We start from the raw sequence: 24,785 nt of genomic DNA, 5'->3' as shown, positions 1-24,785 counted from the left end.
CATTATCACCTAAAAAGACGATAAACTATTTGCTAAAAATTAAAATCAAATTAAAAAAGTCTGGTAATTTACCTGATAATCGAGGTCGATATCTGGAGGTGGAAAAGCTTTTTGAAGGTTTTTTTCTGTTGAAAATTCAGAAAATAAATCATTATAAGTAAAAATGAAAACTGTTAAAAACTGTTGTTTTTCAAAAGAAATTTTATCAATAGAACTTAGCTGTAACTCATCTTGACCTTCAATTTTTTGAATCTCATCTTTACAGCAATTTTTCTTTTTTGCTAATGCTTTTGCTTCCATATCCATTCCACAATTATAAGCTTTACCAGTATAAGAAACATCTATTAAAAAATCTCCACAATAATGTTTTTCTACCGTAAAAGAAAAGGTAGAAAACAGCACTAAAAAGGCCATTATTATTGATGATATTTTATTGAAAAATTGCTTCATTTCTAGTACAAATTTACAACAAGTTAATTAAACCTCATATTAAAACTGTTTCTTTAGGTTTTATATAATTCATTTGTAAGGTTTTAATTAAAAAACCGAATTATATAAACAAAACGTTTTTTTGAATTATTTTTGCAATCAATATTTTTAACTATGAATATAGAACTTTTACAACTAGAAATTGATACTATAATTAACACTATAAAAACCAAAGAAGAAAAATTACAAACCATTTGTGATTTTTTAGAAAACGAAATTTCTTATTATGACTGGGTGGGTTTTTACTTTAAAAACGGCAATAAAGAAGAGCTAAAATTAGCACAATATACTGGTGAAGAAACGGAACACATAATTATACCATTTGGAAAAGGAATTTGCGGACAAGTTGCAGTAAGTAATAAAAACTTTGTGGTGCAAGATGTTTCTGAACAAGACAACTATATTTCTTGTGGTTGGAAAGTAAAATCTGAAATTGTAATTCCAATTTTTGTAGACGGAGAAAATGTTGGTCAAATTGATATTGATTCTCACACAGCAAACATATTTACTAAAAAAGACGAAGAATTGTTAGAATATGTTTGTGAAAAAGTAGTTGCTATTTTATAAATTATATTGTTAACTACTTCTCTATTTTGTTACTATCTTTTTATTGCGATTCTTTCAATGATTGTGTAGTTTTGCGTGCTTAACAACACAACAACAAATGAGCACTTCAAAAACAATTAAATCAGCATTAATTTCTGTATTTCACAAAGATGGTTTAGCGCCAATTGTACAAAAATTAAATGAACTAAACGTAACTATTTATTCAACTGGTGGAACAGAAAAATTTATTAAAGAACTAGGAATTGATGTAGTTCCTGTAGAAGATGTAACTTCTTACCCTTCTATTTTAGGTGGAAGAGTAAAAACTTTACACCCTAAGGTTTTTGGAGGAATTTTAAACAGACAAGATCATGAAGGTGATGTTGCTGAAATGAAAGAATACAACATTCCACAATTAGATTTGGTAATTGTTGATTTATATCCGTTTGAAAAAACAGTAGCTTCTGGGGCTCCAGAGCAAGATATTGTAGAAAAAATTGATATTGGTGGTATTTCTTTAATTAGAGCTTCTGCTAAAAACTTTAAAGATACTTTTACAGTTTCTTCAATGGAACAATACGATGAATTTTTAGAAATTTTATCAGATAATAATGGAAAAACAACAATTGCACAAAGAAAGAAATTTGCTGCAAAATCGTTTAACGTTTCTTCTCATTATGATACTGCAATTTTTAATTATTTTAATGAAGATGAAATAGTTTTTAAAGCAAGTGAAACTACTTCTAAAGTTTTACGCTATGGAGAAAACCCTCATCAAAAAGGATATTTCTTTGGTGATTTAGATGCTATGTTTGACAAATTACACGGTAAAGAATTAAGCTACAATAATCTTTTAGACGTTGACGCTGCTGTAAATTTAATGAATGAATTTACCGGAGAAGATCCAACATTTGCCGTTTTAAAACATAATAATGCTTGTGGTTTTGCACAAAGAAACACTATTAAACAAGCATATTTAGATGCTTTAGCAGGTGATCCTGTTTCTGCTTTTGGTGGCGTTTTAATTGCAAACACAGAAATTGATGCAGAAACGGCTGAAGAAATTCATAAATTATTTTGCGAAGTTGTAATTGCACCATCTTATTCTGATGAAGCTTTAGCAACTTTAAAAGGAAAGAAAAATAGAGTTCTCTTAGTTCAGAAAACAACAAATCTTCCAAATCAAAATGTTAGAACTGCATTAAATGGTTTATTAGTTCAGGATAAAGATGCTATTACAGATACTTTAGAAGATTTAACCTATGTTACCAATACAAAACCTTCTGAAGAAGAAATAAAAGATTTATTATTTGCTTCTAAAATATGTAAACACACAAAATCTAATACCATTGTTTTTACAAAAAATAATCAATTATTAGCAAGCGGAACAGGACAAACTAGTAGAGTTGATGCTTTAAACCAAGCCATTGAAAAAGCAAATAATTTTGGTTTCGATTTAAATGGAGCTGTTATGGCAAGTGATGCATTTTTTCCGTTTCCTGATTGTGTAGAAATTGCAGATAAAGCAGGTATAAAAAGTGTAATTCAACCTGGAGGATCTATAAAAGACCAATTAAGCATCGATTATTGTAACACAAATAATATATCTATGGTAATGACTGGAACTAGGCATTTTAAACATTAAAAAATTAACTCTAAATTACAGATTAAATTTACTAAATTTGTAAGGATAGATTAAAAACAAAACAAGAAAAATATTTATGGGTTTTTTCGATTTTATGACTGAGGATATTGCAATCGATCTAGGGACTGCAAATACACTAATAATCCACAATGGAAAAGTTGTAATAGACAGCCCTTCTATTGTTGCCAGAGATAGAATTTCTGGAAAAATTATTGCTATCGGTCAGGAAGCAAATTTAATGCAAGGAAAAACCCATGAAAATATTAAAACAATCCGTCCATTAAAAGATGGTGTAATTGCAGATTTTCAGGCATCAGAAGAAATGATTAAGGAATTTGTGAAACAAATTCCATCTATCAAAAAGAAATTATTTCCACCAGCATTAAGAATGGTAATTTGTATTCCTTCAGGAATTACAGAAGTTGAAAAACGAGCTGTAAGAGATTCTGCAAAGCATATGAATGCTAAAGAAATCTATTTAATTTACGAACCAATGGCTGCTGCAATTGGTGTTGGTATTGATATTATGGAGCCAAAAGGCAACATGATTATTGATATAGGTGGTGGTACAACTGAAATTGCTGTAATTGCTTTAGGCGGTATTGTTTGCGATCAATCTGTTAAAGTTGCTGGAGATTTATTTACCAATGACATTATGTATTACATGCGTACTCAGCACAACTTACATGTAGGAGAAACTACCGCTGAAAAAATAAAAATAACTATTGGTGCAGCTACTGAAGATTTAGATACTCCACCAGACGAAATGCTAGTTCAAGGTAGAGATTTATTAAGCGGGAAACCTAAACAAGTTCAAGTTTCTTACAGAGAAATTGCAAAAGCATTAGACAAATCTATTTTAAGAATTGAAGATGCCGTTATGGAAACTTTATCTAAAACTCCACCAGAATTAGCTGCAGACATTTATAATACAGGAATTTATTTAGCGGGTGGCGGATCTATGTTAAGAGGTTTAGACAAACGTTTATCTCGTAAAACAGATTTACCAGTTTACGTAACCGAAGATCCATTAAGAGCAGTTGTTCGTGGAACAGGAATTGCTTTAAAAGAATTAAACAAATACAAAAATGTGTTAATGAATTAGCATTATTAAACCCTAACAATGCAACAACTTATACATTTTTTTCAGAAGTTTAAGTATTTTCTATTTTTCTTATTTTTAGAGATAATTGCACTTGCATTCACATTTAATAATCTTAGTTTTCATAAAAGTAAATTTGTAAATTCTGCAAATACTATTACCGGAGGTCTTTATTCACAAGCAACAAATATTTCGGATTATTTTGATTTAAAATCTAAAAACAAAATACTTGCAGAAGAAAATAATCGATTAAAAAACTTATTAGAAAAAAGTAATTCGATTATTTACAATATCGATTCTACTGTTGTTGACACAGTAAAATTAAATCAAAAATATACTTATACAAGTGCAAAAATTATTAAAAATAGCTATGCTTCTCAATTTAATATTTTAACAATCAACAGAGGTAAAAACCAAGGTATACAAAAAGAAATGGCTGTAATAAATAGCAAAGGTATTATTGGTATTACTGATGTTGTAAATGCTAGATTTTCAACAATTCAATCAATTTTAAACAGAAATAGTAAAATAAATGCGCGTTTAAAAAATAGCAACTATTTTGGATCATTAGGTTGGGATGGTAAAAACTATAACATTGTTCAGCTCTCTGACTTACCAAGACAAGCTCCATTAAAAATTGGCGACACCATAGAAACTGGAGGAATGTCTACTATTTTTCCTGAAGGAATTTTAATTGGAATTATTTCTGAAATAAATTCTGAAAATTCTGCTGACAACAAAGTTAACATTACACTTTTTAATGATATGAGTAATTTAAACTATGTAAATATCATTAAAAACTTAGAAAAAATAGAAATCCAATCACTAGAAAATTAACAAAATGAATAAGCAATATAAATTTGTATTACTCTTCTTTTTCTTGCTTTTTCTACAAGTTTTTATCCTAAATAATATTTTATTTTTAGGATATATAAATCCTTATCTATATATCATATTCGTATTTTATTTTCCTTTAAAAGACAATAGATTTCCTTTTTTATTTTATAGTTTTTTATTAGGTTTTTTTATTGATTTCTTTTTAGATACTGGAGGAATTCATGCTTTTTCAATTTTATTTATAGCATATTTAAGGCTGTTTTTTATCAAAATATATTTCAGAAAAATTGAAGCTGATTACTCATTCTTCAACTTAAATGATGAGCCTTTTGGAAAAGTTTTTAATTACATTGTAACTTTAACAGTAATTCATCACTTTATCTACTTTAGTTTTGCTAATTTTAGTTTTCAAAATTTATCAAACGTACTTACAAACACATTTTTTTCAAGTATATTTACTTTGATACTTTATTTTTTAGGCACTAAAATATTTTCGAAAACCGAATAATGCAAAGAAGTTATTTACTCTATTTTTTTATTACACTTTTTGGACTAATATTAATTGGAAGACTTTTTCAATTGCAAATTTTAAACGAACAAAGTTATGACCCGCTTCATAATTCTGCTGTAAAAATTGAATATGATTACCCTGAACGCGGTTATATTTATGATAGAAACGGAAAGCTTTTAGTTGCTAATCAACTTTCGTATGATGTTATGGTGCAGCCAAATCAAGTAAAACCATTAGACACCTTAGAATTTTGTAAATTGTTAAAAATAGACAAGCCTGATTTTTTAAAACGATTTAAAAGAGCAGAAAGATATGCTCGGTATTTACCTTCAGTATTTTTAAAACAATTGGCAAAAGAAGATTTTGCCTTTTTACAAGAAAAACTTCATAAATACTCAGGATTTTTTATCCAAAAAAGAATCATAAGAGATTACCCAATAAATGCGGCTGCAAATGTATTAGGTTATATTGGCGAAGTTAATGAAGCAACTGCAAGAAAGAACAACTATTATCAACAAGGAGAATTAGAAGGAAAAGATGGGGTTGAAAAACAATATGAATTTTTTTTAAGAGGAAAAAAAGGAAAAAAATATTTTAAACGAAATAATTTAAATAAAATTACTGGTTCATTAGATAACGGAGCTAGGGATACTCTTGCTAAAAATGGAAAAGATTTAATTTTAACATTAGATATTGACCTACAAATATATGCTCAAAAATTAATGAAAGGTAAACGTGGTGGTATTGTTGCTTTAGAACCATCAACTGGCGAAATTTTAGCTTTAGTTACAGCCCCAACTTACGACCCTAATATGTTAGTTGGTAGAAAAAGATCTAAAAACTCAACCTTTCTTTTTAAAATAGATTCAATTAACAAACCTTCTTATGACAGAGGTTTAATGGGAGCATACCCACCTGGCTCTCCTTTTAAAATGATGAACGCATTAATTGGTTTACAAGAAAAAGTAATTAACCAACAATCAAGTTTTAGGTGTTATAATGGTTATAGATATGGTAAAAGAAAAAATGAATTTATGGGCTGTCATTGTGCAATTTATGACTACCCAATAAAATTAAAAAAAGCAATCTCAAAATCATGTAATAGTTATTTTTCTAACACATATAAAAAAATTATAGAAAAAAATAATAAACCTAAAGAAGGTTTAGATAATTGGCATAGACATGTTACCAGTTTTGGTTTAGGTAATTATTTAGGGTATGATTTACCAGCTGGTGTTTCAGGGTTTATTCCTGATGGACAATATTATGAAGATAACTTAAATTATAGATGGAACGGATCTTCAAATATTTCTAATGCAATTGGTCAAGGTCAAATTCTAACAACACCAATTCAATTAGCTAATTTTACAGCAGCAATTGCTAACAGAGGGTATTTTTACACACCACACATTGTTAAAAAAATTGATAATAAGACTATTAAGACCCCTAAATACACAGAAAAAAAACAAACAACTATTGATAAAGAACATTTTGAGCCTGTTATTGAAGCAATGCACGAAGTTTTTAAAACAGGAACAGGAAAATATAGTCAGGTTAAAGGAATTGAAATTTGTGGAAAAACAGGAACTGCAGAAAACTTTATTAGAATTGATGGTCAAAAAGTTCAATTAAAAGATCATTCTATTCTAGTAGCTTTTGCTCCTAAAAAGAACCCTAAAATTGCATTAGCTATTTTTGTTGAAAATGGTGGATATGGTTCTACAATTGCAGCACCAATTACAAGTTTATTAATAGAAAAATATCTAAACAAAAGTGTTTCTAAAGAAAACAAACAAAGAGAATTAAATATGATTAATATGAGTTTGCAAGACATTTACGACATACAAATTCAAAAACCAAAAGAAATTGCGTCAGGAACATAATAATATTTTTGCAAATATAGATTGGATATTAGTTTTCATTTTTATGATACTTGTAGGTTTTGGCTGGGTAAATATCTATGCAGCATCTAAAACGGATGAGAGTTTTCAATTTTTAAATTTTTCTACTAAATATGGGAAGCAATTTATATTTATTCTTTTAAGTATTCCTTTAATTATAATTATACTTTTTTTTAATGCAAAATTTTATGAGAAGTTTGCAACCATATTTTATCTAATCGCTTTATTCTTGTTAATATTACTATTTCCGCTAGGTAAAGAAATAAATGGGGCTAAATCTTGGTTTAATTTTGGAGTCATCGGTTTACAACCCTCAGAATTTGCCAAAGCTTTTACAGCACTAGCAATTGCAAAACTAGTAAGTGACAAACAGTATAATTTAAAATTAATTAAAAATCAAATTAAAGCATTTATTGTAATCTTTTTTCCTGCATTTTTAATTTTTTTACAACCAGATGCTGGTTCTGCTATAATTTATTTATCATTCTTTTTCGCACTTTATAGAGAAGGTTTAACCTTAAACTATATCTTATTAGGCTCAGCCTTTATCATCTTATTTATTCTTACTATATTTTTTGGCTCAAAATGGATGTTGATATGCGCATTTATTTTAATTTCAATATTTGCGTTCTATCTTTTTAAAAAAGGTGGCAAACGTTTTTTTCGCTTTAACTGGCATAAAATAGCAGGTGTTTATGCAATAGTTGGCTTGTTTATTTTTGGGATAGGGTATACATATAAAAATATTTTACCCACACATCAAAAAGATAGGTTTGATATTTTATTAGGAAAAAAAACCGATAATAAAGGTATTGGATATAATTCTTATCAATCCGAATTAACTATAAGTTCTGGAGGTTTTACAGGAAAAGGTTTTTTAAAAGGAGATTTAACTCAGGGAGATTTTGTACCAGAACAACATACAGATTATATTTTTAGTACTGTTGGAGAAGAATGGGGCTTTTTAGGAAGTAGTTTTGTAATTATTTTATTTATGTTAATGCTATATAGAATTATCTATTTATCAGAAACTCACACCAATAAATTTGGCCGTATTTACGGCTATAGTTTAGCTTCTATACTATTTTTTCATGTAATTGTAAATATAGGAATGGTCATTGGCTTATTGCCTACTGTAGGCATACCGCTCCCCTTTTTTAGTTACGGAGGTTCATCTCTCTGGGGATTTACAATATTACTCTTCATTTTTATAAAGTTAGATGCTCATAAAAATTATGACTGGTAAAAAATAGAACAAAAAAAACTCTGAATTAAAAATTCAGAGTTTTAAAATATTTTAAAGTAATAAATATTACATTGCTGCAACGTGCTTTGTTAACTTAGATTTTAAGTTAGCTGCTTTATTCTTATGAATAATATTATTCTTTGCTAATTTATCTAACATAGAAATTACTTTACCTAAAGAACCTTCAGCTTCTTTTTTATCTTCAGTAGCGCGTAAATCTCTAACAGCATTACGTGTAGTTTTATGCTGATATTTGTTGCGTAATCTTTTCGCTTCGTTACTTCTAATTCTTTTTAATGCTGACTTATGATTTGCCATAATTTTGTTTTCGTTTTTTTTATTAAAACTTTTGTAGTCCGTACGGGAATCGAACCCGTGTTACATGGATGAAAACCATGCGTCCTAACCCCTAGACGAACGGACCATAACAATTAAATGTTCCTAATTGCGGGTGCAAATATACAAGCTTTTTTAAATTCTGCAATAATTTTTAAAAAAAAATTTATTTTTTTTTAAAAATTAATACGCCTTCGCAAAAAGAACCCTCCTAGATGAAGGTTTTCCTGTTAAAACACAAGCTCCCGCTTCCTCTACAGCATCATTTGGTATACACCTAATAGTTGCTTTTGTATATTCTTTTATTCTATCTTCTGTTTCTTCAGTACCATCCCAATGTGCCGAAACGAAACCTCCTTTATTTTTTATAGCGCTTTTAAATTCTTTAAAATCATTTACAACTGTTGTATGCTCTGTTCTGTAATCAACAGCTTTTGTAAATAAATTATTTTGAATATCTACCAAAAGGTTTTCAACAAAATCTACAACATCATCCTGAGAAATGGATTGTTTCTCTAAAGTATCTCTTCTTGCAACTTCAACAGTGTTATTTTCTAAATCTCTATTTCCAATTGCAATTCTAATTGGCACACCTTTTAATTCATATTCAGCAAACTTAGCCCCTGGCCTATACGTATCTCTCACATCGAATTTAACAGAAATACCTTTTAATCGAAGTTCTTTAGCAAACACATTTACTTTTTTAGAAATAGCTTCTAATTGCTCATCTCCTTTATAGATAGGAACGATAGCCACTTGAATTGGCGCTAATTTTGGAGGTAAAACCAAACCAAAATCATCGGAATGTGTCATAATTAACCCACCAATTAAACGTGTTGAAACTCCCCAAGAAGTTGCCCAAACATACTCTTGCTTACCTTCTTTTGATGTATATTTTACATCAAACGCCTTCGCAAAATTTTGTCCTAAAAAATGACTTGTACCAGCTTGTAACGCTTTCCCATCCTGCATTAAAGCTTCAATGGTATAAGTTTCTTCTGCACCTGCAAAACGTTCACTATCTGATTTTGCACCTTTAATTACTGGCATAGCCATAAAGTTTTCTGCAAATTCTGCATAAACTTCTTGCATTTGCTTAGCCTCTACTATGGCTTCATTTTTAGTTGCATGTGCAGTATGACCTTCTTGCCATAAAAACTCAGCAGTTCTTAAAAATAAACGCGTACGCATTTCCCATCTTACAACGTTTGCCCACTGATTTATTAATAAAGGTAGATCCCTATATGATTGAATCCATCCTTTATAAGTATTCCATATAATAGCCTCAGAAGTTGGTCTAACAACCAATTCTTCTTCCAGCTTAGCTTCTGGGTCTACACGTAACTTACCTTCATTATCAGGATCATTTTGTAATCTATAATGAGTTACAACTGCACATTCTTTTGCAAAACCTTCTGCATTTTTTTCTTCCGCCTCAAACAAACTTTTAGGGACAAATAAAGGAAAGTAAGCATTTTCATGCCCAGTTTCTTTAAACATTCTATCTAACTCTGCTTGCATTTTTTCCCAAATTGCAAAACCATAAGGTTTAATAACCATACAACCTCTTACCGCAGAATTTTCTGCTAAATCAGCTTTTACAACTAATTCATTATACCATTTGGAATAATCTTCTGACCTTTTTGTTAATTTCTTACTCATAAATTAAGAGTTTGGCACAAATATTGTTACCTTTAAAGTGAAATTTTTGTTAAAACTTTCTTTTAACTTTGACACAAAACTACTATAATTTGATGATAGACCAAGCCAAAGTTGAAAATTTTACACAAAAAACCATCAATAAAAAACTTAAGTATACACTAAAATATATCATTATGAAAAAAAATAATAGAATCTCAAGGTTAAATAAAATTCTATTTTTTATTACCGCTAATTTACTATTAGTTTCTTGCGGAACCTACCAAAGCGTTTATAATGATGATGGCATTTACGGTAATGAAACTCCAACTACAGAAAACAGAAAACAAGTTGTTGTTACAAATGAAAAAGAATACAAAGAATATGAAGAAAACTACTTTTCAAAAAAATTAGAAAGTTTAGAAGATATTCAAGAAAATGAAGTTTTTACAGATGTTGATAACTATAATTCTAACAATGATTATGTTGATGATCAAGTTATAGATGAAACTTTAAACTACAATCCAAACGAACCTTGGGGAACAGGCGAAAATGATGTAATTGTGAATGTAAATTTAGTAAGCAACCCGTATTGGTACGGTTACAATAACTGGGGGTTCAACAATGGTTGGGGTTACAATAATTGGGGATTCAACAATTGGGGATATAGAAACTGGGGATTCAGAAATCGTTTTTGGGGAAATAACCCTTATTGGCACCCTTATCATAACAATATTTATGCTTGGAATTTAGGTTTTTACAACCCGTATTATTTCTCAAATCGTTATTACAACAATAGAAACTGGAATACTAGATACAATAGAAATATTAGATATGGTAGAAGAGTTGCCTCTAACAATGTCTATAGAAGAAATAGCAATGTAAACTCGAGAAGGAGTTCTTCAACTTATAGAAGGTCTAGTGCAAATACAAATTCTAGAACAAGAAGAAGTTATAATACAAGTGGAGTAAAACAGCCTGGAAGAAGTTCTAGAAGTGTAAATAGAAGAAGTAATAATCAAACAGAACAATCTAGAAGTACTACAACTAGAAGAAACTACAACAATAACTCAAGCAAAAGAAACTCATCAGCAAATAGAAGTAGTAATTACTCAAATAGAAGTTCTTCATCAAGTAGAAGAAGCAGCTCTGCAAGCAGAAGTTCAGGAAGAAGTTCATCTTCATCTAGAAGAAGAGGTAATTAACATACTAGTCTAAAAGAATTCTAAAAACATTAAAATGAAAAAATTATATATCATAGCGATTTTATTCGCAGTAACTTTTACATCCAATTCTCAATCTTTAGGATATCAAGATTTAGGAGTACTTTTCTCTCAAAATGATAATGTCGGAACTGCACGTTTCGCTTCAATGAGTGGTGCTTTTGGAGCTCTTGGTGGAGATGTTTCGTCAATTAACATAAACCCAGCTGGCTTGTCTGTATTTAATAATAGTCTATTTACAGGTACTTTTAATTCAAGAAACACAGATATTAATTCTAATTATTATGGCAATACAATATTAACTCAAGATCAATTTATAAATTTATCACAAGCAGGGGCTGTTTTAGTTTTTGATAGTGCATATAAATCTGACTGGACAAAATTTGCAATTGGTTTTAATTACAGAGTCACAAAAGATTTTACCGATAGCTTTCAAGCTCAAGGTAATAGTGGTGTTGCTACTTTTACAAGTTTTCCTTTGGATGAAAACACAACTCCAAACGTATATGATATTGCCGATGAACAAAGATTTAGTAATAGTATTAATGGAGAAATTTCTGAATTAAATATTGGTTTTTCTTCTGTTCATCTAAATAAAATACATGTAGGATTGGCATTAAATTTTTATGATTTAAATTTTAGTCAACAATCTCAATTAACTGAATTTAATAGTGATGCAAACAGTAATGAATTAGACGCAAATTTATATCAAGAGATTTTTACAATAGGATCAGGGTTTTCTATGAATGCTGGTTTTATATACAAAGCAAATAAAAGTTTTAGAGTTGGTTTAGCATATCAAACACCAACTTGGTTTACAGAAGTTTTAGAAGAAAGTAATATTGTAAACAATGACGGGTATTATGGAGATACAGAAATCGTAGTTAGCGATAATACTAACATATATGACAACACTTCTGGTGGTTATTACCCATCACAAAGTTTAATTTACAGATTAAAAACACCAAGTAAATTAACCGCTAGTGCTGCTTTAATTTTTGGCAAAAACGGATTGTTAAGTTTTGATTATTCAAATAAAGGGTACAAAAACATTAAACTCTCTGGTGATGATTTTTCAACTGAAAATAATTTCTTTCAAAATGAATTAAGAAACACGCACAATTTTAATGTAGGAACGGAATGGCGTTTTGATAGACTTAGTTTAAGAGCTGGTTATTTATATGAACAAAGCCCAGACAAACTAGCTTTAGATACAGATAACCTACAAGGATATTCAGTTGGTGGAGGTTACAATTTTGGAAATTTTAAAATAGATTTTTCATACAGCGACAATAATAAAACTACAGCATATAATTTTTATTCAGGGTATAATGTAGACCCTAGTAATTTAACAATTAACAACAGAGTTTTTACAGCTTCAGCAACAATAAACTTATAATAATAAAATTACATTTTATAAAGACCTTGTATTTTAAAAACATACAAGGTCTTTTTTATTTCAATTCAGTTTTTTGCCGTAATTTTGCAAATCACTTTTAAGATTATGCAAGAGACAAAAATTACCATTCAGGAAACAACAAACAACACTATTATTAAATTTAATAGCACCAGCGTCTTAATAAATGGCGGTAGTTATGAGTTTTCTAATATTGATGATGCAAAAAACTCACCTTTAGCACAACAATTATTTTATTTACCATTTGTAAAAAAAATATTTATTACTGCTAATTTTATAGCAATACAACGTTTTGACATTGTAGAATGGATTGACGTTCAAGAGGAAGTTCGAGAACAAATAGAAGCTTATATTAATGATGGTAATGTTATTGTTGAGGAACAAAGTTCAACATCCAAAAAAGAAGCTATTGAGGTTTATGCAGAAGCAACTCCTAACCCAGCAGTAATGAAATTTGGGACCAACAAAGCACTAACCCAAACAGATGTTGAATATAAAAACATCGAAGAAGCCAGCAAGTCATCTCCTTTAGCTCAAGCAATTTTTACATTTCCTTTTGTAAAAGAAGTATTTATTTCTGACAATTATGTTTCGGTTACAAAATATGATATGATTGAATGGAAAGAAATTTTTGCTGAAGTAAGAACTTTTATACGAGAATACTTGGTAGAGGGTAAAACCATTATCAAAGAAATTCCGCAAGAGACAGCTGAAAGTATAACTGAAATAGAAGCCCCAAAAGTGAAACTTGAAGGAATATCAGCTCAAATTGTAGACATTTTAGATGAATACATAAAACCTGCTGTTGCTGGTGATGGTGGTAATATTGCTTTTAGATCTTACGATGAAGAAAATAAAATTGTTAGCGTAATTTTACAAGGAGCTTGTAGTGGCTGCCCATCTTCTACCGCAACTCTAAAAAACGGAATTGAAAACTTGTTAAAAGAAATGCTACCAAATCAAATTAATGAAGTGGTTGCAATTAACGGATAAATAAAATGTCAGCAGAAAAAATAAATCCATATAAAGATTCAGAATTAGGAAAAAAAGAGCAAGTTGCTCAAATGTTTGACAATATTTCTGAAAAATACGATGGTTTAAATAGGGTTATATCTTTAGGAATTGATGTAAAATGGCGTAAAAAAGTGGTGGATATTGTTAGTAAAAATAATCCAAAACAAATTTTAGACATTGCAACTGGTACTGGAGATTTAGCTTTGATGATGGCAGATTTAAATCCCAACAAAATTGTTGGCTTAGATATTTCTGCAGGAATGTTAGAAGTTGGAAAACAAAAAATTGCAAAAGCTAATTTAACTGATAAAATAGAAATGATTGTTGGCGATTCTGAAGATATGCCTTTTAATGACAATACTTTTGATGCAATTACAGTTTCTTTTGGAGTTCGTAATTTTGCCAACTTAAATAAAGGTTTAAAAGAAATTGCCCGTGTTTTAAAACCAACTGGAGTTTTAGTTATTTTAGAAACATCAAACCCAACAAAGTTCCCTTTTAAACAAGGTTACAAATTTTACACTAATTTTATATTACCAATTATTGGTAAGCTATTTTCTAAAGATAAAGTTGCCTACTCTTATTTGTCAGAATCTGCAAATTCTTTTCCTTTTGGAGAAGCGCTAAACAATATTTTACAAAAAAATGGGTTTACAAGTACAGAACACAAACCTGTAACTTTTGGGGTTGCTACAATTTATACAGCAAGTAAATAAAAATGAATAAAAAAGTTTTTCTTTTTGGTTTTTACCTATTAATTTCAACTGCGTTATTTGCACAAAGAGACCGTGTAGAAAACCTACCAACATTTGATGAAAATAAAATACATTTTGGATTTTATCTTGGATTTAATAAAAATGATTTTAAATTAAACTTAAAAAATAGCAATATTGAAAATGCTGACATAACAGTAACGCCTACTTCTGGTTTTAATGTAGGTTTAATAGCAGATTTAAGGTTACATAAAAACTTAAATTTACGTATAGAACCTGGATTAGTAAGTAACACCAAAACCATACATTTCAATCATTTAATAACTGAACAAGACAAAACTAGAGAAGTTGGATCAACTTATTTACGTTTTCCATTATTGTTTCAATTTAGCACAGATAGATATAGAAATATTAGAACTTATTTAATAGGTGGAGCTTCTTATGATTATAATATTTCTAGTAATCAAAGTAACCAAGACGACAATTCTGCTGGACAATTTAGAATGAATTCACACAACTTTATGTATGAGGTTGGAATTGGAATAGATATTTATTTATACTATTTTAAATTTTCACCTTCAATTCGTGGAGTTTTTGCAATTAACAATGAACTAAAATATGACGACGATATTAATAGTCAATGGACCTCGCCAATAAATTATATGGGAACTCGTGGTATATTCTTAAATTTTGCTTTTCACTAATTATTACAGCTTAAAAACTTCGTTTAAATTCACTCAACAAAACTGCTGTAGCGGTAGCTACATTTAAACTTTCCGTTTTTTGTATTTGACCAAATCTAGGAATAGATATTTTATTTTTCACAAGTTCTATTATTTTTTTAGAAACTCCATTCGCTTCATTCCCCATCACTAAAATTGCTTCTTTTGGTAATTTGGTTTGATAAACGTTTTCACCATCCATATCAGCAATAAAAGTAGGTAAATGGACTGCTTCTAAATAACTTTCTAAATCTATATATTTTACGGAAACTCTCGTCAAAGATCCCATACTTGCTTGCACTACTTTTTGATTAAAACAATCTACAGTGTCTTTAGAGCAAATTAATTGCCTAACCCCAAACCAATCGCACAAACGAATAATTGTTCCTAAATTTCCAGGATCATTTAAGGAGTCTAAAACAACAATTAACCCATTGTTTTGAATTGATATTTCATCAGGAATCTGAAATAGGCCTAAAACTTTATTGGGTGTTTTAAGGTTGCTTATTTTTTTTAAATCAACTTCAGAAACAACCACAATTTTATCAACAGAAACATCCGATATAAAATCATCAACACAAAATAATGTATCAATAATAAAGTTAGAATTAATTAATTCGTTCACCACTTTTACACCTTCAGCAATAAATAAATTATGCTTTTGTCTATACTTTTTTTGCGATAAACTTGTTATGATTTTTAGTTGACTTTTTGAAATACTCATTAATTGTTTCTAAATTGAAATAAACCGTTTAAAAAATACTATTTTTGAATTTCTTAGCATTGCTAAAATAATGAAAAAACTTTCTTTTTATTTTTTATTGATAATATTTTTAGTTTCATGTAATTCTACAAAACATGTTTCTGATTCTGAATATTTGTTAACAGATAATTATATTTTTATAGATTCCGTTAAAAATAATGACAGTGATTTGCAAAAGTACATTTTACAAAAACCAAATTCACGTTTTTTAGGAGCTCCTTTAGCCTTATATATTCATAATATTGGTGACCATAACAAACCTACAACATCGATAGAATGGGCTAATAAAAATCCTAAAAAATATAATTTCATCAAAAGTATTTTTTCTGAAAAACAAGGCATAGCATATGCAAATTCATTTATAAAGCTAAATAAGTGGTTTTTAAACTATCAAAGTCCAGAAATTCTAAACAGCTCAAAAGTTAAAAGAACTAAAAATAATTTATGGGCTTATTACAAAACGCAAGGTTTTTTTAAATCGAATGTAACTTCAAAAATAAAAAGAGATTCTACAACTAAAAAAGCAATTGTAGAATATCATATTACAAAAGGTCAGCCTACACTTTTAGACACTATTAATATTAAAATTGAATCGCCAGTATTAGATTCTATTTACAAAAAATCTGGCTTAAATACTCTATTAATAAAAGGTAGCCAATATAAAGATCAAACTTTTAGAAGTGAAGCTCAAAACGTAGTTAAGCTTTTTAGAAATAATGGAATTTATCAATTTTCTGAATCTGCCTTAGGTTTTTATGTAGACTCAACAAAAACAAATTATAAAACTAATGTCGACTTTATTATTTCTGGTAATAAATTAGAAGAAGAAAATGGAAGTTATATAGAAAGCCCATTTAAAATTTTTAAAATTAAAGAAGTAAATGTAATTACAGATTATTCATTTAATAAAAAAGGAAAATCTATAACAGACACATTAGTGTATAAAGGAATTAATTTCTTATCCTATGGCAAACAAAAATACAATCCTAAATATTTAGAGCAATCAATCTTTCTAAAACCTAATAACATTTACAAAGACACATTAAAAAACCTAACAAGATCTCATTTAAAATCTCTAAAAAACTTTAAATCAACAAATATATCGTTTGATAAAATACCTGGAAAAGATGAACTGAAAATGGATGTTTTTTTATCCCCATTAGATAAATACACATTAGGTTTTGATACTGAAATAACACATTCTAACATTAGAAACATTGGTGCATCAGCAAAATTTTCGATTACTGATAGAAACGTTTTTAAAGGTGCCGAATTATTAAAAGTATCTCTTTTAGGTTCTTGGTTTGATTCTAACAGTGGGCCTGGTTGGGAAATTGGAGGAGATCTATCCATAGAAATACCAAGATTTATTGCCCCTTTTAAACTTGGTAAATTTATACCAAAAGAGATGTCTCCAAGAACTTTATTTTCTTTTGGTTATAGCATTCAAAAAAATATTGGTTTAGATAGAAAAACCTTTACAATTCTATCTGATTATAAGTGGCATCGTAATTCTAAAAAAACAATACATTTAGAAGTTTTCAATACCCAATATATTCAGAATTTGAATATAGACGCATATTTTGATGTGTATAGTTCTGAATTTTCTGACCTAAAAGAAGTAGCAGAAATTTATGATACGGTTAATAATACAACTACAACTTTAGATGAAGCTGACGCAAGCACAACTGTATCTTTTATGAAAAAAATATCGTCTAATGACACTAATTTTCAAACTACAAATCCAGATGAATACAATACAACTGTAAACATCTTAAATAGGTACAATATTATTACATCAGATTTTTTAATTCCAACAATAGCATATTCATTTACATATAATAATCAATCTAATTTTAAAGACAATAACTTTTCATTTTTTAAAATTAGAGTATCCAATTCAGGTAATGTAATGGGGTTATTATCAAACAAAAAAAATACAAATGATAAAAAAACATTTTTAAACATACCTTTAGCTCAATATTTTAAAACAGATATTGAATATAAAAAGTTTTGGAACATAGGTAAAAGTTCTGCTTTTGGAGTTAGAACATTTTTAGGCGCAATTATTACTTATGATAATTCTGACATTCCATTTACTAAAAGTTATTTTGCAGGAGGCTCAAATGATGTTAGAGCTTGGCAAACTTATGAACTAGGACCAGGAAAAACAAATACAGGTTTAGAATACAATGTAGGAAGTTTAAAATTTTTAACAAGTGCTGAATACAGGTTTAATATGATTGGCAAGTTAAAAGGTGCCTTATTTGTTGATGCTGGAAATATTTGGGACATTACTGGATCTAATTTTATTAATGAAGATTCAAAATTTACTGGATTAGAATCTTTAAAAGATATTGCCATAGGATCTGGCTTTGGTACAAGGTTAGATTTTAGCTTTTTAATTGTTCGTTTCGATATTGGTTTTAAAACATATGAACCGTACTTAGAAGGTAGTAAATGGTTTAAAAACTACAGTTTTAATGACGCTGTTTATAACATTGGAATCAATTATCCATTCTAAAATAATACGAAAAAATTCTATAACGTTTTCGTTATTTTATTGCAATACAAGATTCTTAAACTACTATTTTTTAGTACTTTTGCTAAGTAAAAGATCAATAAAAATTCAAAAATGAGCCACAATATTAAACCTGGAGTAGCAACAGGAAAAGAAGTACAAGAAATTTTTAACTATGCAAAAGAAAAAGGATTTGCATTGCCAGCAGTTAATGTTGTTGGATCAAACACAATTAATAGTGTTTTAGAAACAGCTAAAGAATTAAATGCTCCGGTTATTATTCAGTTTTCAAATGGTGGCGCTCAATTTCAAGCAGGTAAAGGTTTATCAAACGAAAACCAAAAATCTGCAATTGCAGGTGGTATTGTTGGTGCAAAACATGTACATGAATTAGCAGTTGCTTATGGTGTTCCTGTAATTTTACACACAGATCACTGTGCAAAAAAATTATTACCTTGGATTGATGGGTTATTAGACGCAAGTGAAAAACATTTTGCTGAAACAGGTAAACCACTATATAGTTCTCATATGATAGATTTATCTGAAGAACCTATTGAAGAAAATATTGAAATTTGTAAAGAATACTTGGCTAGAATGAGCAAAATGGGTATGACTTTAGAAATTGAGTTAGGAATAACTGGTGGTGAAGAAGACGGTGTAGATAATTCTGATGTTGATGTCTCAAAATTATATACTCAGCCAGAAGAAGTTGCTTATGCTTATGAAGAGTTAATGAAAGTATCTCCTCAATTTACAATTGCAGCAGCATTTGGTAATGTTCATGGGGTTTACAAACCTGGAAATGTAAAGTTAACACCAAAAATTTTAAAGAATTCTCAAGAATTTATTACAAAAAAATATGGCGTTGAAGAAAATCATATCGATTTTGTATTTCATGGAGGATCTGGTTCTACTTTAGAAGAAATTAGAGAATCTATAGGTTATGGAGTTATTAAAATGAATATTGATACAGACTTACAATTTGCTTTTACTGAAGGAATAAGAGATTATATACAAGAAAAATCTCCTTATTTAGCTACTCAAATTGGTAACCCTGAGGGAGCAGATCAACCAAATAAAAAGTACTACGATCCAAGAAAATGGCTGCGTGAAGGTGAATTAACTTTTAAAACTAGATTAAAAAAAGCCTTTGCAGATTTAAATAATGTAAACACATTATAAAACATTATATAGTAGATTTTATAAAAAGCATTTTGATTTTTTCAAGATGCTTTTTTTATGTTTAAAAAAGATTCATTTAAAGAAATTTAAAGTCATAAAAAACTTTTACATTTGTAATGGTATATTACATTTTAAAAAGTACCCTAAAAAGAACGATTATAAAATTTAAGAGCTTATGACTGCTTGGTTTAAAAGAACAGATAAAGGGATTCAAACTCCAACAGAAGATAAAAAAGACACACCAAAAGGTCTTTGGTATAAAACCCCTAGCGGAAAAGTTATTGATACTGAAGAATTAAAAAAGAACTTATATGTTAGTCCAGAAGATGGTTATCATGTAAGAATTGGTAGTAAAGAATATTTCGAATTATTTTTTGATGACAATAAATTTAAAGAATTAGATGCAAATCTTACTTCTAAAGACCCTTTAAAGTTTGAAGACACAAAAAAATACCCTGACAGGTTAAAAGCTGCGCAAGAAAAAACCAAATTAAAAGACGCTGTTAGAACCGCTGTTGGTAAATCTTTAGGAAAAGATTTGGTAATTGCTGCTATGGATTTTGCTTTTATAGGTGGATCTATGGGGTCTGTTGTTGGAGAAAAAATTGCTAGAGCTATAGATTACGCCATCAAAAATAAAATTCCTTTTTTAATGGTTTCAAAATCTGGTGGTGCAAGAATGATGGAAGCTTCTCTCTCATTAATGCAACTAGTTAAAACATCTGCAAAACTAGCACAATTAGCAGAAGTTAAAATACCTTACATTTCTTTATGTACAGATCCTACAACAGGAGGTACAACTGCTTCTTACGCAATGTTAGGCGATATTAATATTGCTGAACCAAATGCTTTAATTGCATTTGCAGGACCAAGAGTTGTAAAAGATACCACAGGTAAAGATTTACCAGAAGGGTTTCAAAAATCTGAATTTGTTTTAGAACACGGTTTCTTAGACGCTATATATGAACGTAAAGATTTAAAAAAACAAGTAAATCTTTATATAGATCTAATTCAGAACTTACCAATTAGAAGCTGCTAATAGCATAGTAAAACAATAACTTACTAAGATCTATAAATATTATAGAACCTAATAAGGGTATAAAAATTAATAAATATTGATTTTTATACCCTTATATATTTTATGTTAATTATCTAAAAAAAAGTACTTAATATCTATTTCTCAAATTAAAATTTACCTCAAATTAGCCTTTTTATTAGCTCTATCATATTTTATTAAACGTACAGTCATCACATTTCGACTTCAATTTAGCTTAGTTAAACGAAAAAGCATACTACAAACTTACAATGTTTTATATTTTTACTATTATATTTGCACTTAATAAGTGCGTACATTTTTAATTAAATGTATCTTAATTTAAATGATTTTGTGGGGAAATTTATTTATTTATTACTTATTGCGCTTTTCGTTATTTCTAATGTCTTAGGACAAGGTAATAACGTAAAGCCAATACTTTTAAAATCAACAGTAAATACCATAGGCTCTTCTTCTAGTAAAAAGATATCTAATGGTAAGTATACTGTTTATCAAAGTATTGGTCAAAGTGGACTTGTTGGAAAAGCTATGATAAAAAATACAACCGTACAACAAGGTTTTTTAACAAATATAAAATCTTTCAGTATTAATAATACTGATGAGATTAATTTTCAAGAAGTTTTAAATCTTGTTATATCGCCAAATCCTTTTGTCGATTATATAAAAATAAACTTCTCGGAAAAAACAACAAACCCAGTTTATATTCAAGTATATGATATAAACGGAAAAGTATTATTAAATAAAACATACAGTCCTACAGAAACTATGACTGTACCAATGAGCAGATTTAGTATTGGCAGCTATATAGTTCATATTATAAGTGGTCAAAATAAATTTGTAAAGAAAATACTGAAAACTGAATAAAACATGAAAAAGAAATTTCTTTTTTACATTATTATCCTTTTTACCAGCATGCTAACTTCGCAGGAAGTTTATGTAGGTACAGGGCTTGGTTCTGCTATTTTTGATGAGTACGTAAATAGTACTGGTATAAATACATTAGATAATGCTGGTTTTAGAAAACCCAAAAAAGCATTATTTGAAGTTGGAATTTTATTTAATCTTTATAAAGAAAAAGCAAAATTTGATTTAGGTTTTAATTACAACACTTACCAAATAAACACTTCTTTTTATTCTGGAAATTTAAGAATACCAACACAATATAATTTATCATATGCTAGCGCAAAAGCTGGTTTTAGTGCTAAATTATTACGTTACAAAAAATTAATACTTAACATACATTCTCACTATTCTTACAATTGGTTAACTTTTGGAACAAATGAATATGCAGACGTTTTTGTAGACTTAGTAAAAGATGAAACATTAGATGACACTTTATGGAGATTTCATAGAGGTTTTGGATTAGAATATGAAATTTCTGATAAAATTTCTGTATATTCAAACTATGATTTTGCAACTAGCTTTAAAGAAAACAATGAAGACAGTAACTCTGGTGAAAAATACGTTTTAAACACAAATGCGTTTACGGTGGGTATACTTTTTGAAATAAACAAAAAAAATAATTAGTGAAGGGAATATTAAAAATATTATTTTTATTATTTTTAATGAGCGTGTCTTATGTACAGGCTCAAACTCCTGGTTTAAATTATCAAGCATTAATTTTAAATAACGAAACAATTGAGATTCCTGGAACAGATGTTCAACAAAATCAAGTTCCTTTAGGAAATACGGAAGTTACTTTTCGTTTTACAATATCTAATGATGATGGTACTGAGTATATAGAAGAACAAACGGTAACTACAGATGAAAACGGACTAGTATCATTAATTGTTTCAGAAGGTACACCAATACAATCTACATTTGATAGCATCGTTTGGGATGGAAATCCAAAATATTTAAATGTAGATCTTAATATACTAAGCAACAATACAGGTTTTACTTTTTTAGATTCTCAAAGAATTCTATATATACCTCACCCTTCAAGCAACACAAATAGCACAAATAACGTGCAAATTGTTAGCCTTATATCAGACTTAACACCTCCTTATAATGATGGTGAGTTAGCTTGGGTAGAAAATAGCGATTCCAATGGTAATAGAGGTAGAACCTTAATGATTTATGACGGATCTAAATGGGTGCCAGTTTCTGGTGATAATGACCCTACAGACGAATTAGGTTTAGTAGTTGTTGAAAACAATGCAGACAGAGATACTTTATATAGCATACCAATAATTGGAGATCAAGTATGGAACAAAGATTGTGGTTGTTTAGAAGTTTATAATGGAACTAATTGGGTTTCATTATCTAGTCAACCAACCATATCTGTATCAAACGGTATTGCCAATGACAATAATGTTATTAAACTTGGTGGCGCATTAACAGAAGCAACAGAAATAACCACAAGTGCAACCAATACTTTAGCAATAAAAAACTTACAAAATAGTACATCTACAGATGACGAAATTGTGACTGTAGATAAAAACACTGGTATTTTAAAGAAAAGAAGCCTTTCTGATTTATCACAAAAAAAGCAAATAATTGTAAAGGCAATAGATGGTCAATTACAGTTTACAACACCGCTACCGATTACAAGTATAGATAAATTAGATGTATATAGAAACGGTGTTAGAATTAGCTTTAGTATCATAGATTCTAATACCATAGAAATAGAAACAGAGGCAATTTGTTATGCTGGTGATGAAATAAGAATAGTACAATTAAATTAATAAATAAGAACAATAATTAAACAGTAAGAAAATGAAAACAAAATTTTTAAAATTAGGAATGGTAGCCGCATTAATGCTATCAATTGGTGCTTTAAACGCACAAACAACTGACACAACTTCCGCTAACGTAATTAAAGACACACCAGCAGATGGAGACGTAGTTAGAGTAATAGATAACAAAGGTACAATTAAGTACTTTCAATCTAATAATGGTATTACTACAATTACCTCAACTTCAGCAGGAAGTAAAACAACAACAACGTGGCAATTAGGTGGTACACTTACAGATGATACGTATATAGATGTAGATGGTAATACATTTGCTTTAGATAAACTAGACCTTGTAGATACAGATAATTTAGCAGCATCTACTGACGCTACAGATAAATCTGTTCATGGTACTGGTACTGGGTTTACATTATTGGTTAGAGATGAAGCTACCGGAGCAACAAAAAAATTATTAGTTTCTGACTTAATTGAAAGCGGGCATACTGAACATACAGCTACAGCAGGTGAAGAAACAGCTAATGCCCTTGCTATAAGTGTTACTGATATGCCTGGGACTACTGATAAATCTAAAGTATCTGTTTATAGAAATGGTGCAAAATTAAGATCTGGTGTAGATTATACTACAGGAACTGATGCAACTGTTACTTTAGTACCAGATACTGGAACAGGGCCAAACGGTTGGGTAATTTATGAAGGTGATATTTTTGAAGTTTACTGGTCTAAGTAACAATAAATTAAAAAATGCTTAGTAACATTCCCTTTTTAAAAAATTATAACTTCTTACTTATAACTTGTGCATTGGTTTTTGTTTATACAACCAATGCACAAGAAATTAGGGTTATTGATAATAAAGGAACTATCAATAAAATTAGAAATAATCAAGTTACAACTTCTGCTACAGCACCAACAACACCTTCAGAAGGTGATTTTTGGTTTGATACTACTACAAACATTAGTAAAATTTATGATGGCACTAGTTGGTTAACAGTAGACGAAGATAATGTTACAAGTAGTACAACAGCACCAACAACACCTGTAGAGGGTGATATTTGGTTTGACACTAGTAAAACACCAAATACACTTAATGTTTGGGATGGTACACAATGGGAAGAAATAATAAATAATGCCTGGTCTTTAAAAGGAAACTCTGGTACATCATCTGCAACAGATTTTGTAGGTACAACAGATGCACAAGCACTTGTATTAAAATCTAACAATGTAGAAAAATT

At 29.1% G+C, this 24,785-nt stretch carries 23 protein-coding genes, 1 tRNA gene and 1 pseudogene; 20 read left to right on the top strand and 5 right to left on the bottom strand.

Annotation, left to right across the window (positions count from 1 at the left end):
• Positions 1–45: 45 nt before the first annotated feature.
• Positions 46–450 carry a hypothetical protein gene (locus Q0733_RS10630; RefSeq protein ID WP_298782207.1) on the bottom strand — a complete coding sequence of 135 codons (405 nt, stop codon included), beginning with the start codon at positions 448–450 and terminating at the stop codon, positions 46–48.
• A gap of 153 nt (positions 451–603) precedes the next feature.
• Here Q0733_RS10630 and Q0733_RS10625 point away from each other — a divergent pair, with 153 nt between their 5' ends.
• The 7 genes from Q0733_RS10625 (at position 604) to rodA (ending at position 8,277) form a co-directional block, all read left to right on the top strand.
• The gene (locus tag Q0733_RS10625) at positions 604–1,056 is read left to right on the top strand and encodes a GAF domain-containing protein (RefSeq protein ID WP_298782206.1); all 453 of its coding nucleotides are present in this window, start codon (positions 604–606) and stop codon (positions 1,054–1,056) included.
• 97 nt (positions 1,057–1,153) lie between these two features.
• On the top strand, positions 1,154–2,680 hold the full coding sequence (gene purH / locus Q0733_RS10620) for a bifunctional phosphoribosylaminoimidazolecarboxamide formyltransferase/IMP cyclohydrolase (protein ID WP_298782205.1): 1,527 nt from the start codon (positions 1,154–1,156) through the stop codon (positions 2,678–2,680).
• Between the two features lie 76 nt (positions 2,681–2,756).
• Positions 2,757–3,785 carry a rod shape-determining protein gene (locus Q0733_RS10615; protein ID WP_298782204.1) on the top strand — a complete coding sequence of 343 codons (1,029 nt, stop codon included), beginning with the start codon at positions 2,757–2,759 and terminating at the stop codon, positions 3,783–3,785.
• An 18-nt stretch (positions 3,786–3,803) separates the two neighbouring features.
• Positions 3,804–4,619, top strand: a complete 816-nt coding sequence (gene mreC / locus Q0733_RS10610) for a rod shape-determining protein MreC (RefSeq protein WP_298782203.1) — start codon at positions 3,804–3,806, stop codon at positions 4,617–4,619.
• A gap of 4 nt (positions 4,620–4,623) precedes the next feature.
• Positions 4,624–5,127, top strand: a complete 504-nt coding sequence (locus Q0733_RS10605) for a hypothetical protein (RefSeq protein ID WP_298782202.1) — start codon at positions 4,624–4,626, stop codon at positions 5,125–5,127.
• Entirely contained in the window at positions 5,127–7,013 is a 1,887-nt protein-coding gene (mrdA, locus tag Q0733_RS10600; protein WP_298782201.1) for a penicillin-binding protein 2, read from the top strand. The genes Q0733_RS10605 and mrdA overlap by 1 nt, the downstream gene beginning before the upstream one ends.
• Entirely contained in the window at positions 6,997–8,277 is a 1,281-nt protein-coding gene (gene rodA, locus Q0733_RS10595) for a rod shape-determining protein RodA (RefSeq protein WP_298782200.1), read from the top strand. Before mrdA ends, rodA begins: the two co-directional genes overlap by 17 nt.
• A 66-nt stretch (positions 8,278–8,343) precedes the next feature.
• Here the strand turns inward: rodA and rpsT are convergent, their stop codons facing one another.
• The 3 genes from rpsT to proS all read right to left on the bottom strand — a co-directional run bounded on the left by rpsT (position 8,344) and on the right by proS (position 10,275).
• Entirely contained in the window at positions 8,344–8,595 is a 252-nt protein-coding gene (gene rpsT, locus Q0733_RS10590; protein ID WP_298782199.1) for a 30S ribosomal protein S20, read from the bottom strand.
• A 34-nt stretch (positions 8,596–8,629) separates the two neighbouring features.
• A tRNA-Glu gene (locus Q0733_RS10585) sits at positions 8,630–8,701 on the bottom strand.
• Between the two features lie 95 nt (positions 8,702–8,796).
• Complete coding sequence (gene proS, locus Q0733_RS10580) at positions 8,797–10,275, bottom strand: proline--tRNA ligase (protein WP_298782198.1); 1,479 nt, start codon at positions 10,273–10,275, stop codon at positions 8,797–8,799.
• 173 nt (positions 10,276–10,448) lie between these two features.
• Here proS and Q0733_RS10575 point away from each other — a divergent pair, with 173 nt between their 5' ends.
• The 5 genes from Q0733_RS10575 to Q0733_RS10555 all read left to right on the top strand — a co-directional run bounded on the left by Q0733_RS10575 (position 10,449) and on the right by Q0733_RS10555 (position 15,322).
• A complete protein-coding gene (locus tag Q0733_RS10575; RefSeq protein ID WP_298782196.1) occupies positions 10,449–11,456 on the top strand; it encodes a hypothetical protein in 1,008 nt (335 codons plus the stop codon).
• A gap of 34 nt (positions 11,457–11,490) precedes the next feature.
• Positions 11,491–12,873 (top strand): OmpP1/FadL family transporter, encoded by a 1,383-nt coding sequence (locus Q0733_RS10570; protein ID WP_298782194.1) that lies wholly within the window; start codon positions 11,491–11,493, stop codon positions 12,871–12,873.
• Between the two features lie 105 nt (positions 12,874–12,978).
• Positions 12,979–13,884, top strand: coding sequence for a NifU family protein (locus Q0733_RS10565; protein WP_298782193.1), 906 nt, complete (start codon positions 12,979–12,981; stop codon positions 13,882–13,884).
• Between the two features lie 5 nt (positions 13,885–13,889).
• Positions 13,890–14,621 carry a bifunctional demethylmenaquinone methyltransferase/2-methoxy-6-polyprenyl-1,4-benzoquinol methylase UbiE gene (gene ubiE, locus Q0733_RS10560; protein WP_298782192.1) on the top strand — a complete coding sequence of 244 codons (732 nt, stop codon included), beginning with the start codon at positions 13,890–13,892 and terminating at the stop codon, positions 14,619–14,621.
• A 2-nt stretch (positions 14,622–14,623) separates the two neighbouring features.
• On the top strand, positions 14,624–15,322 hold the full coding sequence (locus Q0733_RS10555; RefSeq protein ID WP_298782191.1) for a porin family protein: 699 nt from the start codon (positions 14,624–14,626) through the stop codon (positions 15,320–15,322).
• Positions 15,323–15,332: 10 nt separating this feature from the next.
• Here Q0733_RS10555 and Q0733_RS10550 read toward each other — a convergent pair whose 3' ends face one another.
• A complete protein-coding gene (locus Q0733_RS10550) occupies positions 15,333–16,064 on the bottom strand; it encodes an RNA methyltransferase (RefSeq protein ID WP_298782190.1) in 732 nt (243 codons plus the stop codon).
• A 70-nt stretch (positions 16,065–16,134) separates the two neighbouring features.
• Here Q0733_RS10550 and Q0733_RS10545 point away from each other — a divergent pair, with 70 nt between their 5' ends.
• The 8 genes and pseudogenes from Q0733_RS10545 to Q0733_RS10510 form a co-directional block, all read left to right on the top strand.
• Positions 16,135–18,627 (top strand): BamA/TamA family outer membrane protein, encoded by a 2,493-nt coding sequence (locus tag Q0733_RS10545; RefSeq protein WP_298782189.1) that lies wholly within the window; start codon positions 16,135–16,137, stop codon positions 18,625–18,627.
• A 111-nt stretch (positions 18,628–18,738) separates the two neighbouring features.
• The gene (gene fbaA, locus Q0733_RS10540; protein WP_298782188.1) at positions 18,739–19,806 is read left to right on the top strand and encodes a class II fructose-bisphosphate aldolase; all 1,068 of its coding nucleotides are present in this window, start codon (positions 18,739–18,741) and stop codon (positions 19,804–19,806) included.
• Positions 19,807–19,981: 175 nt separating this feature from the next.
• A complete protein-coding gene (gene accD, locus Q0733_RS10535) occupies positions 19,982–20,845 on the top strand; it encodes an acetyl-CoA carboxylase, carboxyltransferase subunit beta (RefSeq protein WP_298782187.1) in 864 nt (287 codons plus the stop codon).
• Positions 20,846–21,193: 348 nt separating this feature from the next.
• A complete protein-coding gene (locus Q0733_RS10530) occupies positions 21,194–21,724 on the top strand; it encodes a T9SS type A sorting domain-containing protein (protein ID WP_298782186.1) in 531 nt (176 codons plus the stop codon).
• 3 nt (positions 21,725–21,727) lie between these two features.
• Positions 21,728–22,387, top strand: a complete 660-nt coding sequence (locus tag Q0733_RS10525; protein ID WP_298782185.1) for a hypothetical protein — start codon at positions 21,728–21,730, stop codon at positions 22,385–22,387.
• The gene (locus Q0733_RS10520) at positions 22,387–23,547 is read left to right on the top strand and encodes a hypothetical protein (RefSeq protein ID WP_298782183.1); all 1,161 of its coding nucleotides are present in this window, start codon (positions 22,387–22,389) and stop codon (positions 23,545–23,547) included. The genes Q0733_RS10525 and Q0733_RS10520 overlap by 1 nt, the downstream gene beginning before the upstream one ends.
• A 31-nt stretch (positions 23,548–23,578) precedes the next feature.
• Positions 23,579–24,283, top strand: coding sequence for a hypothetical protein (locus Q0733_RS10515; RefSeq protein ID WP_298782182.1), 705 nt, complete (start codon positions 23,579–23,581; stop codon positions 24,281–24,283).
• Between the two features lie 14 nt (positions 24,284–24,297).
• A pseudogene (locus tag Q0733_RS10510) lies at positions 24,298–24,785 on the top strand (hypothetical protein); the annotation flags it as partial.

The sequence above is a fragment of the uncultured Polaribacter sp. genome, from assembly GCF_947500975.1.
Classification (GTDB): Bacteria; Bacteroidota; Bacteroidia; order Flavobacteriales; family Flavobacteriaceae; genus Polaribacter.
This window is presented reverse-complemented; position numbering and strand designations above follow the sequence as displayed.